A 14,446-nucleotide genomic window follows, 5' to 3' on the forward strand; every position below is an offset into this window, starting at 1 on the left:
CTCTCGGTGCTGACTACAGTTCCACATTCTCCGCAGGGCATGCCGCACGGAACAACATGCTGCGAAGCCAGCTATGCCCTGGGTCATGAGTGTGCCGTTCATGCCAAACCATCTGCACGGCACGTGGTGCGGCTTGCCAAGGAACTTGCGAAGCGCATGCGACGCCGGATTGGTGGAACAACTTTGCCAGCGTAGCTGGAACGATCGCGGCTATTCGTGTGCCAGCTAGCAAGCTCGGGATCGCGAGGAAATGCGGTTGTACAATTTTGAACTCAGGCTGCTTTCCCATCGAACCGAATGCGGCTGTTAGCGCCTCACGGTCGAACATCTCCGTGCGTCGCGTTAAACCACGCTCTGAAAATAAGCCATCTTCCGAGCCTGCTGTTGATACGACCAGCAAAGGAAGGCTCGATAGAGCCTCCAGTCCTATGTTGACGCCGGCAAGAGGGTGAGTCGTGGCAACCACCATCATGTCCTGCTCCTCAAACAGTACCTGCTCGCGTAGCCGATGTGGAATGCTGGAAAATGAACCAAGGGCAATATCCACACGGCCGACATCGATCTGTGCGGTTAAGTCAATTCGGCTGGCAGGCAGGACTGTGAAGCTTGCGTTCGGGGCGATTTCAGAAATGGCACGTAAAAAACTCGGCAATATCACCGCTGTCATTTGATCGGTCGCTGCAATACAGAACTGGCGATGGGTTCGACTTGCGTCAAACTCTTTGGGACCGATTGCACGTTCGATCGCCACTAGCGCGTCTCGAACCAGAGGTGCCATTTCCAGTGCCCGAACGGTCGGTTCCATCCCATTGGCCGTGCGAACAAACAGGTCATCGTTGAGCATCGCACGTAGTCGTGAGAGTGCATGACTGACCGCAGACGGGCTAAGACTGATCAGATCACCAGCTCGAAGAACATTTTTTTCGCGGATGATCGCGTCGAATACTCGAAGCAAATTCAAATCCAAATTTCTCATTTCCACGTCACCAAAGATTTCGCCTGCAAGCGTTCAATCCTGCCGTATTTCCACATTTCGTAGGTATCAGCCCTGTGTAAAATTTCTGGTTTGATTCTGCAACACAGGCGCGCGACAGCTTGAAATATGCGCAGGTTATGTGCCGTAAATTCCGTCGATTGCACCTAACTGGTTCACCACAGGCCCTGCTTTCGCTGATCTCATAACGCTACCAACGCAAGCTTCATCTATAAAATCTCTCTATATTTTCCGCGTCAAATATTTATTGGATGCATGTGAAGATACTTTTTAGACTTAAATGACTGCGGGCACAGGAATGGACGATGTTAGAGCGCAATAGCCGGTTTGGGACGCTTGAACAGTGTTCATCACTCCTCGCGCAGTCGGGCTGCACGGATCGCAGCTCTCATGCTTTTCCTCGCTGGCGCGGCCACCCGCTCCGAGGTGTTAGATCAAATGCACAGCATGTGAGCGACGCTGAAAGTGTTGGATCGGCGCCAATGAACGTTTTGTGTATGCCCATATGAATAATTTCGCATCAGGGGTTTTGAGATGAAAACCGTAGCACAGCTACTCACTTCCAAGCAGAAGCAGAATCTCTACACGATTGCGCCAGAAAGTACCGTCGACGAGGCCTTGAGCCTAATGGCTTTGCGTAACATCGGCGCCTTGCCCGTAGTTGAAGCCGGGCGTTTGACTGGGATCGTCAGCGAACGCGATTACGTGCGCAAGGTCAGTCGCCACGGCCACTCGGCAAACGATCTGCAGGTTGCCGACATCATGAGTTCACCGGTGATTACGGTGGCGCCCCGGCAAACCATCCGGGAATGCATGGCGCTATTCACCGATCGCTATCTACGGCATCTGCCGGTGGTCGATGAGGGTCGGTTGATCGGGCTCCTGTCCATCGGCGATATCGTCAAGTCGATGGTTGCGGAACAGGAACAACTGATCGAGCAGCTGGAACAGTACATTCGCGGCCATTAAGCGCTGCTCCTTAAACGGTCACAAATACTCTGTCGGAGGGTGGCTTAAACGCTGTTGCAGAACCTGCACTTCAAAGCTGCATATACTTCACTGCTCTTTAAGCGTGGTCTATGTAAAACTCTTCGGACTAATTACAAGACCGTTGTAGCTGTGGAGTTTTAGTATGAGTTCATTCGTTGATGAGTTTGATGCTGTTGTTGCCTCGCGCAGGGCCGTGCGGGCTTTTTTACCGACGCCCGTTTCGAGCAGGTTGATCAGTGAAGTCATCAATGTCGCTCGTCTGGCGCCCAGTAACTCCAATACTCAGCCCTGGTCCGTCCATGTGGTAACCGGCGAGCCCAAGCGCGCGTTGAGTGACTTGCTGGCGACGGCTCACGCAGATCCATTCGCCGATCAGTTGTCGCACTTGCCGGATGATCTGGCGCAGAAGTACCGTGACCGGCAGGAAAATTTCGGTGCGCTGTTCTATGGCCTTCATCAGATCGATAAGTGCGACAACGACGGGCGCGCTCGTATCAGCGGTTTGAACTATGAGTTCTTCGGCGCGCCGGTCGGTCTGATCTTCACCATCGAGTCGAACCTGAAAAAGTACAGCTGGCTCGACTACGGCCTGTTTCTGCAAACCCTGATGCTCGCGGCACGTTCGCGAGGGCTATCGACCTGCCCACAGGTGTCGTTCGCGCGATTCCAGTCGCTGATCAAAGACTTTTTGCAGCTGGACTGTGGCCAGGAAATCGTCTGCGGCATGTCGTTGGGTTACGCCGATGAAAACGCGCCAGTGAACTCCCTTCGCATGCCAAGGGAGTCGTCCCACGCTTTCACTCACTTTCTGGGCTTCGATCAATAGCCCATTTTTCGGGACGCCAGATTATCCCTAGTCAGCGGCGTCCCCCAACACGGCAGCATGAGGTGTACATTAAGATGGCAGTACGAGTTCTGGCCATATCTGGCAGCGCCCGCAAGGGTTCGTTTAATCAAAAACTTCTGAATGTCGCCGTGCAGGGCGCATTGGACGCGGGCGCTGAAGTGACAGTGGTTTCGCTGAACGATTATCCGCTGCCTTTTTTCGACAGCGAGCTGGAAAGGGAGCTTGGCGTACCGGCTCACGCCCAGAGCTTGCAGAAGCTGTTCAGTGAACACGATGCAATACTGGTGGCCTCACCAGACTACAACGGTGGCTACACGGCATTGTTGAAAAACACCATAGACTGGATGAGCCGGCCCATCCCGGAAAAAGTCTCTGGCCTGGCTCTGTTCGCCAATAAGGCCTCAGCAGTAATTTCGGCCTCACCTGGTCCCATGGGCGGCATTCGTTCAATGCTGGCCATGCGTGGGGTTTTGGAAAAGCTCGGTGCAATACTGATCCCGCAAACCTTTACCCTAGGTGTGGCGCACCAAGCCTTTGGCGAAAATGACCAGCTGAGCAATCCGCAGGTGGACAGTGAAGTAAGAGCCATTGGTGCCGCCTTGGTCCGGTTCTCCAGCGCACTACGCGTAGCCTGATCGGGGGCTGAGCAAGGACGTTGCCACGAACGGACTTGCTCAGTCCTGCAAACGCGAAATTTCATCCGCCGCCGAACTGATCTGGGCATGCAACCAGCGTTGCGCCGGATCGTTGTCATTGTCGCTGTGCCAGATCATGTCGAGCTGTTGGCGGGGCGCGGTGTATGGCAATTGTTTGATCATGAAGCCTAGGGTCCTGGCGAACGTTCGGGCCAAAGGACGCGGCACTATCGCCAGCAATTCACTGCCTTCGAGCAGCATTGGTAGCGCCAAGAAATGTGGCAGCACGATCTGCCTTCTCATCGACAAGCCTGCCTCTGCCAGCGCATGTTCTAAGGCGTGGCGATCATACATCTGTGCTTGCCGTGCCAAGCCTCGCTCCAGAATGTAGCCGCTAAGCATCCCTTCGCCTTCTCCGCCCAAGGAAACCACGGCTATTGGGTATTGCGCCAGATCCTCGAGCTGCAGGAGTTTCTCTCCTATCGGATGCCTGCCGCTACAGATGAACACGTCATCCTGCGACAGCACGGCCTTGGTGCGAAAGCGCTCCGGGGCACTGCGAAAGGTGCCAATGGCTACATCGATCCGACCCAGGTCGATCTGTTCGGCGAGGTCCAGCCGGGTAGCCGGCATGATTGATAGATCAATGCCCGGAGCTGCCGTGGATAACTGGCGATTGAGTTGTGGCAGCAGGGTGGCCGACACGTAATCGTTGGCGGCGATCACAAAGGAGCGACGCACGGTTTCCGGCGTGAATGATGACCCGGACTGGTCCAGGGTCTTGCTCATGCTATGCAACGCCGCCCGCAACGGGCCGCTGATCTCGATCGCATAGTTAGTGGGGGTCATACCTTTGGCGGTACGGACAAAAATTTCCTGGGCCAAACCGTCGCGCAAGCGGGAGAGTGCATGGCTGACTGCCGATTTACTCAGATGCAGCCGCTGGCTGGCACGCAGCACGCTGCGCTCTTCCATGACGGCATCGAAGACTCTAATCAGATTCAGATCCAGCTTGTCGAAAGAGATCATGGCGGGGAATTCCGAGTGAGGTGGATAGCTAATAGTTTGAGTTCATAAACTGCACATTTGCAAGCAAGCATCGACGCTTGCCAGTGTTGAATATCGTGCATTGAGATGCTGCAAAAAGTTCGCTTTTTGCTAATGGAAAACTATGGGAGAGTGTAAAAAACCTTATAGCAGCGAGTATTTTATAAATGAGCAAGCGTGATGAGTTGATCAATCTCTGTATCGAGTTTCTGGCGAAGGTAAAAAACCAAACCGCGAGCGATAACTTGGAGCAATGGCTCAACGATACTTATGGGCCAGACAGCGAAACCTACCAACGTATTGCCGAGCTAGTCATTGAAGGCGTGGCGCAGGGCTGGGCGGCTAATACTGAAATTAGCGGCCAAAATTATCGTCGGAGTCGTCTGTGCGAGCCCTGTGAGGAAACCTTTTACTTCAGCATCACAACTGTCTACATGGACAGCAAGGGCTACGAACTGGATAACGAGCAGCGTACTTTCCGCGGTGATTATCACCAACACCCCTACGGTGAGTTGAACATGGTGATCCCGCTGGATGAAGGTGCCGTACTGGCCGGCCCCCGGGGCTGGCAGGGCGCGGGCTGGACAGCGCCATCGCCGGGTAGCCATCACTTCCCGGAGGTGAAGGGCGGTGCGTTGATCGCTTTCTTCTTCCTGCCAGCTGGGCGCATTTCCTATGATTTCCCAGCACAGGCCAAATGAATGGAGGTGCCGTATCGGTTTTCGCAACCGCAACTGAAGTGGAATTCGTACTGCCATTGGCGTTCGTCGATGGGAGCGACCCACAGGGATTGGTTGTTTGACCGCAGCTCACTGACGCGGCGCCTCAGGACGCTATCCGACGATGAGTTCGAGGTGATACCACTGCGTGAAGAGGCTGAGCCCATTTCGCCAGAAGAATGCCGGGTTCTCGGGCTACAACCTGGGGTTATGGGCTGGATCCGTGAGGTTTATCTAGCCGGTTTTGGCCGACCATGGGTGTTTGCCAGAACGGTGATAAATCATCGTGATGCTCAAGACAGTGATTCACAGTTACTTCAACTGGGAAATATTCCGCTGGGAAGTCTTTTATTTGGCGATAAGCCTTACAAGCGCAGCGAAATAGAAGTTTGTCGTTATCGTGACGCCTGTAATGCCAGCGCTCGATCCGCTTACCCGTTATGGGCCAGGCGTTCGGTGTTCAGTCGTGGACAGACTCGTGTTTTAGTACATGAAATGTTTTTGCCAGCGCTATGGGAGGAGTTGAGTTAAACCCGCTTATGCAAAACTGAAAGCCAATTTTAATAAAAACAAATAGGTGTCCAGATGAGCGTTTATCACTACGCGCGCAGCGTTTCCCTGCGCGCCACGTTTGTAGTTTCCGCATCCGCGATGAGTATTTACTGCGGGTCTGCCTATGCGGTCGATGCTGCGCCAGGGGCTTACTTACCCATGCCAGTGGGAAGCGACTTGGTCATGTTTTTCGCCGGAGGCGGCAAGGCGGACGAGTTCCAGCCAGTGCATGGTAAGGCCTTAAAAAAAGGTACTGAGCTGACTACCCGAACTGGCCTGGTGCGCTACTTCCATATGTTTGAGGTGGCAAAGCACAAGGTGCAGCTTCAGTTCGGTCTACCATTTGGCAGGCAGGATTTGAAACTCAATGGCAAGACGATCGGACACGAGAGCGGGATCTCCGACGGATTCGCCGCCGTCAATTACTGGTTGATCGATGACCCCGCCCTTAAACGCTATCTGTCAGTCACCGGCTACATAGCAATTCCCACCGGCTCCTATAAAAACAACCACTCATTGAACATGGGCAACAACCGTTATGCCAATGCGCTCGTCGTCGCGTATGCACAAAGCTTTGGGAAGTGGCGCGTTGAGTTCGATCAAGACGTTACCTGGTACGGCGACAATGATGAGTACGGCCCGGACAAACGCAAACTCAAGCAGGATCCTACCTACAACTTCCAGCACTGGCTTAGCTACACGTTCGACAACAGAGTTACCACCTCTCTAGGGGTAGCGCGCACTTGGGGAGGGGAGTCAAGTGTGGAGGGCGTTGACACCGGCAGGCGCACGGATTACTTGCGTGCACGAGCCGGTGTTGGGTACTGGATGACGAAAAACGTGCAGCTCTACACAGAGCTTAATCGCGACATTGAAGTCCGCGGTGGCTACAAATTCGACTACACCGGTTTCGTGCGATTAGCGGTGCTGTTCTGAGGCTGAAAGAACTCAATCAGCTCAAGGTTTAGCGTCGGCGGTCAAAGCTCTGGTCTCACTGGAGCCATGATCTCCGGCGCTTTCTTATGTTCGCGGTATGCGCCTGTGTTGAGCGCTGTTGGAAGCGAGCGAGCTCTTACAACTATCCTGCAACTACAGATGACGCGAGATGGGTATCTGGAATAGAGCAATCGAGTCCGTCCATTCAAGCTTTCATATCTTTCAGAGCAGCGATAAGTTCGGCGCAGAACCATTTCGCCGCGCTGGATTGATTACTTCGCACGTGCCAATGAAGGTTTACATAGAACGAGGGGACCTTGAACGGAAGTTCCAGCACCTTCAGAGAGCCGATCGCAGGATGACGGCAGAAGCTTGCTGCAATGTGCGATGGAAGGACCGTCAGTAATCGAGTGCCGGGGAGGATGCTCGGCAGCACTGAAAAATGAGGTAGACGTAAGCGCACTCGGCGTTTGATATCAAGCGTCTTTAACACTTGCTCAGCCAGTTGGTGCCCCGACGTACTGTTGACCAGAACATGGGGCTCCGTGGAAAACTGCTCCATACTGAGTGAGTTCCCTATCTTCGGATGATCGGCCGCAAGCAGGCACACATAGTGCTCTAACATCACGGGATGATAATTGATGCCTGCATCGGCCAGCACGCGGCTGCAAATGACTGCATCGACATACCCCTCATTGAGCCACTGAGTCGCCATCTCAATGTTTAGCGAAATCACTTCCAGTTCAATGTGCGGGGCCGTCCGGTTGAGGTGTTCAAGGACTCTGGGCAAAAAGTCCACCTCCCCCATATCCGACAATGCCAGCCGAAAATTACGCGTGGAACTGGCAGGGTCGAATTTGCGCGCCTGCGCAATCGCTAAATCCACGCTTTGAGCCGCTTCTTTAAAACTGGTGTAAAGCGAATTAGCCACGCGCGTTGGTTGCATACCGTTGCGGTTGCGAATGAACAGCGGGTCATCGAATTGCTTCCGCATTTTGCCCAAAGCGTAGCTGATGGATGGCTGAGTAACGTTCAGGCGATCAGCGGTAGCGGTGACGCTGCCAGTCTCGTGCAACGCCAGGAACATGGGAATCATATTCAAATCGAAGCTGCTCATCAGACCCTGCCTACCTCTATCTAATCTGTCTATGTTGCCACGATAAAATATTGATTGGTTAGATGGGAAGGAAATTTTTAAAATGACTTCACAACGCCCACGACCACTGTGCGCAGTGACGAGCGCAGGCGCGTTATACAAAAACAAAAGAGAAATTGCTGATGGCTACTCATGACGTACTGAAAATCGCGGAAACCGCACCATTCAACCGCTTCCACTTCGGGCTGCTGTTTTGGTGTTCTTTCATCATGATGTTCGATGGTTATGACCTGGTGATCTACGGATCGGTGGTGCCGCAGCTGATGGAACAGTGGTCATTGCCGGCTGTGCATGCCGGCTGGATGGGTAGCGCAGCGCTATTCGGCGGGATCTTCGGCGCTTTGACATTCGGGCCGCTGGCTGACCGATTTGGTCGACGCCCCGTCATTCTCCTTGCATTCGCACTAAGCAGCCTTACTGCGCTGGGCAACGCATTCGCCTGGGATGCATGGAGTTTTGCAATATTACGCTTCATCACCGGGATTGGCCTTGGTGGGACGATCCCCAACATTGTGGCTTTAATCAACGATATGGCACCTATTAGTCGGCGCAATATCATGACCACCGTGATGCTCGGCTGTTACTCACTGGGTGCGCTGTTGTCAGCATTGGTCGCGATGTGGGTGCTCCCACGTTTTGGCTGGCAATACACGTTCATCCTTGCCGGAGCGCCGCTCCTGACGCTGCCCTGGATGTACCGCCACTTGCCTGAGTCCCTGCCTTTTCTGGTTGCCTGTAACAGGAATGCTGCAACCGCATTGTTGTGTCGCATCCGTCCCACTGTTGACGTTGAAAAGCTTCGCTGGCCAAACCAGCAGGCGCAGCGGGTCGCAGCACCGGTATCCGGTCTATTTACCCAGGGTCGGGCTATCAAAACGCTCGCTTTGTGGGTCGGCTTCGGTATGTGCATGCTGATGGTGTACGGCCTCAACACTTGGCTACCGAAAATAATGGTGGCGGGCGGTTATCCGTTGGTATCCGGGCTAATGTTCCTGGTCACTCTCAATCTGGGGTCCATCGTGGGAGCACTGAGTAGCGGCTGGCTGGCCGATCGCTGGGGCTGCAAGCCAACGCTTATGGTCTTTCTGGCACTTGCGGTCGCGTCGCTTTGCGTTCTGGGTATAAAGCCTGGGTTCCTTCTGCTGAACCTCATGCTATTGCTGGCCGGCGCGGCTACGGTAGGTAGCCTCGCTGTGATCCATGCATTCGCCGCGCAGCAATATCCGACCGACATCCGTTCAACTGGTATCAGTTGGTGCTCGGCGATCGGACGTTTTGGAGGTGTAGCCGGTCCTGCTCTGGGAGGGCTGATGCTGAGCATGAACCTTACATTGCAACTCAACTTCATTCTGTGCTCTGTGCCAGGGATCATTGCTCTTTTGGTGGTGGCGATAGTGACGCGACACAAAATTGAAGCTCTCCCAAAAGTGCAGTTGAACGACAACCTTGAGTCATGCCCTCCAAGTCCTTGCTCGACGGGTAAGTCCACGACTCAAGCGATCTGAATCGAAAATGATTCGGCGACATCCTGAATCCCATCACTGACATTTTTGCAATGTCAGGGGAAAGGTGTCGCCGATTGTCGAGCTCAATGGAGTGTTAGTAGATGTCGAACCCAATGAATGACGAATATTTAACGGCGGCACGCGACTTGCCCGAGCAGATCTGGCGCTGGGACGCTGTTGATGTGGCAGCGCATATTCGCTTAGGTACGATCTCCAGCCGCGAGGCACTGGAAAGCTGTTTCAAGCGAACAGACGCGCTCAATCCTCGTTTGAACGCGATTGTATTTGCCGATCGGGAGCGGGCACTGTTGGCGGCCAATACCGCAGACAGCCAGGTTTCTCGCGGTGAAATCTTGGGCCCACTGCACGGCGTGCCTGTCACGATTAAACTGAACGTCGATGTTGTAGGTGAAGCCACTACCAATGGCGTGCCGGCCTTTGCCGAGCGAATCGCTCCGGCCAACAGCTCTGTTGTGAGCAATCTGCTTAAGGCGGGGGCGATCAACGTAGGCCGCACAAACACACCGCCGTTTTCCTTCCGTTGGTTCACCGAAAATCCATTGCACGGCCGTACGCTCAACCCTTGGAGCGACTCGGTGACGTCGGGCGGTTCAAGTGGTGGGGCAGCTGTGTCGGTGGCGGCTGGCATGTGCCCGCTGGCCCATGGTACCGATATTGCCGGTTCCATTCGCTATCCAGCCTACGTCAACGGAATTGCCGGTCTGCGCGCCACGCCGGGGCGGATTCCAGCTTTCCATCCCACTACGGGACTTCGTTATCTGGGGTTGCAGACCATGTCTGCCCAAGGCCCGCTGGCACGAAGCATGCGCGACTTGCAGTTGGGATTAGCAGCCATGGCACAGCCCGATCGACGGGACTCCATGTGGGTGCCAGCCCATATGTGTTACCCGGATGACACATGCACTGTCCGGGTAGCACTGGTTGATGAGATACCGGGCGTTTCACTAGACCCGGCAATCAAAACCTCGTTGAACGATACAGCGCATATTCTCGAGGCAGCCGGCTATCGAGTTGAGCGCGCGACGCCGCCCGGGATGATCGAAGGGGTAGAGATCTGGCAGTCGATTGTCATGACCGAAGTACGCCTAGGGATGTATGCCGGCGTCCGTGCGATGGCGGATGAGACGATTCTGCGCGCAGTGGGAAACTTGGTGGCTGCTGCACCGGAAATGGACCTGCAAGGTTACGCTCTGGCCATCGCTCAGCGAGATGAGCTACGGCGCAAATGGAACGAATTCCTGATCCGTTATCCATTGATTCTAATGCCTTCCGCTTGCCAACTGCCTATGAGGTGGGGCGAGGACCTAGGCTCGATAGAGGAAATAAAACGCGTATTGGTCGATCAAAGTCCGCTTATCACGGTCGCCGCTTTGGGCCTGCCTGGTTTGAGCGTGCCCACTGGAGTGGTGGACGACCTGCCCATGGGCGTCCAATTGGTTGCCGATAGTTATCGCGAGCAGCGACTGTTGTACGCCGGCGAGATCATCGAGCGCGAAGTGAAGATGCCGAACTTGCATGATCGGGTTTAGCAAGTAGTCCTGATTCGTCCGAACTTTTTGAAATCCTTTCATTGTGTTAGCGCGTCCCGGTTGCGCAATTTATGGGGCGCGCTTTTTTTGTATGGCAACTCTCAAGTCATGACGTTGGCTTCACCTACCCGCACTCTAAGAGCAGCGTGCGCTGCAAGGAGTAAAATTGAGTAAATTTTTCGGTAATCTTAGCGTCACCCTCAAGCTGGGCATGGGTTTCGGCCTGGTTCTGGCACTAACCACCGTCCTGGCTCTAGCCGGCTGGACCAGCGTGGATAAGCTGGTGTGGCGCAACGACCGAATGGGAGATGTCACCCGACTGAACACGTTGCTGAACAAAACACGCGTGGCACGTCTGCAATACCTTCTGTCCAACGGCGATGAAGGCGCCGCTCAGAACGTGCAGTTCAACCTGGATGAGTTCATCGCCGAGCAGCGGAAACTGATCAACATTTTCACTCGCCCGGATAACCTGAAGCTGCTTACAGAACAAGCGGCCATTATCAGCAACTTCCAGCAATCGCTGTATAAAATGCGTGACGGGTATCGCGCCCTGAATAACGCACGGCAGGCCATGAGTGATAATGCCGAAGCAGCCCATAAGCAGATCGTGGCGATCTACAGCAGCGTGCTGCAATTAACACCGAGCGACGCGGACAGTTTCCAACGTTTTCGGACCATCAGCCGCGCTAGGGAACAGTTTCTACTCACACGTTACGAAGTCAGCGCTTACGCCGCAAAGAGCACTCCGGATGCTGAGCAGAAGGCTGTCCAGCAACTGAATGAGACTATTGACGGCGTAAAACAGCTTAGTGAATACGTTAGTGCTGCCCAACAGGACGCATTGCGCCAGTTCGAAAGCGCCCTGAGCGACTACCGCACGGCCTTGCAGGCCTACAGAATCGCTAACAACGTCGTTACCTTGGTGACCAAAGAAGTGGTCGACCAAGGGCTCGATGTATGGACCCGCAGCGAAGCCCTGTACCAGATTCAACTGGACGAACGTGACCGCGAAATTGCCCAGGCTCGGACGCTGCTGTTGGGTTGCACCTTGCTGGCCTTGCTGTGTGGGGGACTAGCCGCCGTTATCATCACTTGCCAGATCACCCGTCCGATTCGCGAAACCCTCGGCGTCGTCGAACGCATTGCTGCCGGAGATCTCACCTCAGACCTGGTGATCGTCCGCCGCGACGAGCTGGGTGTGCTGCAACAAGGTATCCAGCACATGGGCGGGACTTTGCGTAACCTCATCGGAGGTGTTCGCGACGGTGTGACACAGATCGCCAGCGCGGCGGAAGAGCTGTCATCTGTTACCGAACAAACCAGCGTTGGGGTCAACAACCAGAAAGTAGAGACTGATCAGGTCGCGACTGCCATGCACGAAATGACCGTCACCGTTCAGGACGTCGCACAAAACGCCGATCAGGCTTCGCAAGCCGCCGCAACTGCCGATGACGAGGCGCGCGAAGGCAACACAGTCGTAGGGGAAGCGATTGTGCAGATCGAACGCCTGGCTGAGGAAGTAGTGCGCTCCACCGAGGCTATGACGCTCTTGCAACAGGAAAGCGATAAAATCGGTAGTGTCATGGACGTGATCAAGGCCGTGGCCGAGCAGACCAACCTATTGGCCCTGAACGCCGCCATCGAAGCCGCCCGTGCTGGTGAAGCCGGTCGCGGTTTTGCCGTGGTCGCCGACGAAGTTCGCGGTTTGGCCCAGCGTACGCAGAAGTCCACCGAGGAAATCGAGGGGCTGGTCGCTGGTTTGCAGAGGGGCACGGAGCATGTGGCCAGCATCATGAGTCACAGCCGTAGCCTGACCGATAGCAGCGTGGAGCTGACTCGCAAGGCTGGCTTCTCACTGGGAAACATCACCCGTACCGTATCGAACATCCAATCGATGAATCAGCAGATCGCGGCCGCAGCCGAGCAACAAAGCGCCGTGGCTGACGAGATCAGCCGCAGCATCATGAATGTGCGCGACGTCTCCGAACAGACCGCTGCCGCTTGCGACGAAACCGCCGCTTCCAGCGTTGCGCTGGCACGGCTGGGCAACCAGTTGCAAGTGATGGTCAGCCGTTTCAAGGTCTGACGAAGCAAGGTCGCTCCCAAGTTCTGAATGGGAGCGGTCATCTGATTCAACTGACTGCTTTTGGCCGCTAGCGGTCCCACCTGGTGGCGGACCTCGGTGGCAAGTTCGGTCTGTGTGGGGTGTTCCTGGCGATGTACCACGGTGCAGCCCTAGTTACCCGTTTCACAGACGATCTGTTCGCAAATTTGCTGCCTGTTGTGGCTGACAAATGATGTGAGTACTGGATGAATGGTAGGTGGGGGCGGGGCGTTCTTTGTCTGGCCAGCGTGCCTGCTGCTCCTGGATGGGCGAGATACGCACACATCTGCAGCCTACCGCAGGCTGCAGAAGCATATCCTGGCCAATCAGCCTTTACTGTGCTCTTTGGATGTAGGTGGTTCAGCAACGCCGCGTGGCCCGGCGATTCCCCATATGGCCAACCCGATCACGGGCAGAACCAGGATGAGTGCGGCCCACCCTGCCTTGGTGCCAGAAGATTTGCTCGTTCGCCAGACGCTGGCGATTGCCCAGATATCAACCAGCAGGAGGACGAGTACCAATGCCCACCAGATAACGGTTAGTTCCATTTAGCACCTCCATTGCCTGATTAAACGGCGGGTATCGCAGCCGGGGAATCCGTTTCCGGCAGCACCACATCGTTCCTGCCCGGCGTAAGAATCACCTTGCGGCAATCTTCCTGTTTCTTGTCGAAAATCTTGTAGCCTTCAGCGGCCTGCTCCAAGGACATCCTGTGGGTGATGATCGCTTCAGGAGAGATGTGTCCCAGCTCGATGTGCTCAAGCAGCTCTGGCAGGAAGCGCTGCACGTGAGTTTGGCCCATCTTGAACGTCAACCCCTTATCGAACGCATCCCCAAACAGGAACCCGTGAATGAAGCCGGAGTAGACGCCCGGCACGCTGACGGTGCCCCCGCGCCGTACTGCAGCGATACATTGGCGTAGCGCCTTGCCGCTGCTGCCTTCGAGCTTGAGGGTGGCGAGGATGGTTTCAGTGGTGCTGCCTTTGGCTTCAAAGCCGACAGCGTCCACTACGCCATCGACCCCGCGCATGCCTGGGGTTTGCCGGATGATCGTGTCAGCAGGGTCGTCGTCTTCATCGAAATTGACTGGGATCACGTTGTAAGTCTGTTGCGCGTAAGCGAGTCGGTAGGGGTGGTGGTCGACCATGAAGATGCGCTCGGCCCCGAGCATGCGGGCAACCGCTGCGCAAAGGAGGCCGACCGGGCCAGCGCCATAGATGGCAATGCTGGAGCCTTGGCCGATGCCGGTATTAGTCACCGCCTGATACGCAGTAGGCAGGATGTCCGAGAGGAACAGTACCTTCTCATCCGCTAATGTGCCCGGAACCTTGAACGGCCCGGTGTTGGCTTTCGGCACACGCACATATTCAGCCTGGCCACCCGGAATACCGCCATACATGTGGCTGAA

General features: G+C 55.2%; 14 protein-coding genes and 1 pseudogene. 10 read left to right on the forward strand and 5 right to left on the reverse strand.

The genetic code is table 11. The features are described from left to right. Positions 1 to 13 precede the first annotated feature (13 nt). Entirely contained in the window at positions 14 to 976 is a 963-nt protein-coding gene (locus ACIPO9_RS22885; RefSeq protein ID WP_400783668.1) for a LysR substrate-binding domain-containing protein, read from the reverse strand. Between the two features lie 552 nt (positions 977 to 1,528). Between ACIPO9_RS22885 and ACIPO9_RS22890 the strand changes: the two genes are divergently transcribed. The 3 genes from ACIPO9_RS22890 (at position 1,529) to ACIPO9_RS22900 (ending at position 3,466) form a co-directional block, all read left to right on the forward strand. Then, positions 1,529 to 1,963, forward strand: coding sequence for a CBS domain-containing protein (locus tag ACIPO9_RS22890; protein WP_400783670.1), 435 nt, complete (start codon positions 1,529 to 1,531; stop codon positions 1,961 to 1,963). Between the two features lie 163 nt (positions 1,964 to 2,126). Further along, complete coding sequence (locus tag ACIPO9_RS22895; protein ID WP_400783671.1) at positions 2,127 to 2,810, forward strand: nitroreductase; 684 nt, start codon at positions 2,127 to 2,129, stop codon at positions 2,808 to 2,810. A 74-nt stretch (positions 2,811 to 2,884) separates the two neighbouring features. Beyond that, a complete protein-coding gene (locus ACIPO9_RS22900; protein ID WP_400783673.1) occupies positions 2,885 to 3,466 on the forward strand; it encodes an NADPH-dependent FMN reductase in 582 nt (193 codons plus the stop codon). A gap of 39 nt (positions 3,467 to 3,505) precedes the next feature. Here ACIPO9_RS22900 and ACIPO9_RS22905 read toward each other — a convergent pair whose 3' ends face one another. Continuing rightward, positions 3,506 to 4,495 carry a LysR substrate-binding domain-containing protein gene (locus ACIPO9_RS22905; RefSeq protein ID WP_400783676.1) on the reverse strand — a complete coding sequence of 330 codons (990 nt, stop codon included), beginning with the start codon at positions 4,493 to 4,495 and terminating at the stop codon, positions 3,506 to 3,508. 185 nt (positions 4,496 to 4,680) lie between these two features. On the opposite strand from ACIPO9_RS22905, the gene ACIPO9_RS22910 reads away from it, so the two are divergent. Genes ACIPO9_RS22910 through ACIPO9_RS22920 form a run of 3 tightly spaced genes read left to right on the forward strand, consistent with a single transcriptional unit; the run spans position 4,681 to position 6,720 of the window. Next, complete coding sequence (locus ACIPO9_RS22910; RefSeq protein WP_400783678.1) at positions 4,681 to 5,214, forward strand: DUF4863 family protein; 534 nt, start codon at positions 4,681 to 4,683, stop codon at positions 5,212 to 5,214. After that, positions 5,215 to 5,763, forward strand: a complete 549-nt coding sequence (locus ACIPO9_RS22915; protein ID WP_400783680.1) for a chorismate--pyruvate lyase family protein — start codon at positions 5,215 to 5,217, stop codon at positions 5,761 to 5,763. It abuts the gene before it with no gap. Positions 5,764 to 5,817: 54 nt separating this feature from the next. Continuing rightward, positions 5,818 to 6,720, forward strand: a complete 903-nt coding sequence (locus ACIPO9_RS22920; protein ID WP_400783682.1) for a transporter — start codon at positions 5,818 to 5,820, stop codon at positions 6,718 to 6,720. 205 nt (positions 6,721 to 6,925) lie between these two features. Here ACIPO9_RS22920 and ACIPO9_RS22925 read toward each other — a convergent pair whose 3' ends face one another. Then, on the reverse strand, positions 6,926 to 7,837 hold the full coding sequence (locus tag ACIPO9_RS22925) for a LysR family transcriptional regulator (RefSeq protein WP_400783684.1): 912 nt from the start codon (positions 7,835 to 7,837) through the stop codon (positions 6,926 to 6,928). Between the two features lie 161 nt (positions 7,838 to 7,998). Here ACIPO9_RS22925 and ACIPO9_RS22930 point away from each other — a divergent pair, with 161 nt between their 5' ends. The 4 genes and pseudogenes from ACIPO9_RS22930 to ACIPO9_RS22945 all read left to right on the forward strand — a co-directional run bounded on the left by ACIPO9_RS22930 (position 7,999) and on the right by ACIPO9_RS22945 (position 13,020). Then, complete coding sequence (locus tag ACIPO9_RS22930) at positions 7,999 to 9,381, forward strand: MFS transporter (protein WP_400783686.1); 1,383 nt, start codon at positions 7,999 to 8,001, stop codon at positions 9,379 to 9,381. Between the two features lie 101 nt (positions 9,382 to 9,482). Beyond that, positions 9,483 to 10,931 (forward strand): amidase, encoded by a 1,449-nt coding sequence (locus ACIPO9_RS22935; RefSeq protein ID WP_400783688.1) that lies wholly within the window; start codon positions 9,483 to 9,485, stop codon positions 10,929 to 10,931. A 301-nt stretch (positions 10,932 to 11,232) separates the two neighbouring features. Next, positions 11,233 to 12,114: pseudogene (locus tag ACIPO9_RS22940) on the forward strand (methyl-accepting chemotaxis protein); the annotation flags it as partial. 201 nt (positions 12,115 to 12,315) lie between these two features. Next, positions 12,316 to 13,020: a methyl-accepting chemotaxis protein gene (locus tag ACIPO9_RS22945; RefSeq protein WP_400783696.1), complete on the forward strand. Its 705-nt coding sequence runs from the start codon at positions 12,316 to 12,318 to the stop codon at positions 13,018 to 13,020. A gap of 344 nt (positions 13,021 to 13,364) precedes the next feature. On the opposite strand, the gene ACIPO9_RS22950 is transcribed toward ACIPO9_RS22945, so the two are convergent. Next, the gene (locus ACIPO9_RS22950) at positions 13,365 to 13,586 is read right to left on the reverse strand and encodes a PLD nuclease N-terminal domain-containing protein (RefSeq protein ID WP_400783691.1); all 222 of its coding nucleotides are present in this window, start codon (positions 13,584 to 13,586) and stop codon (positions 13,365 to 13,367) included. A gap of 20 nt (positions 13,587 to 13,606) precedes the next feature. Beyond that, a partial coding sequence (locus ACIPO9_RS22955; RefSeq protein WP_400782491.1) for a zinc-binding dehydrogenase occupies positions 13,607 to 14,446 on the reverse strand: 840 nt, incomplete at its 5' end.

Source organism: Pseudomonas sp. NPDC090203 (assembly GCF_044746765.1).
In the GTDB taxonomy this organism is placed as follows: Bacteria; Pseudomonadota; Gammaproteobacteria; order Pseudomonadales; family Pseudomonadaceae; genus Aquipseudomonas; species Aquipseudomonas putida_AD.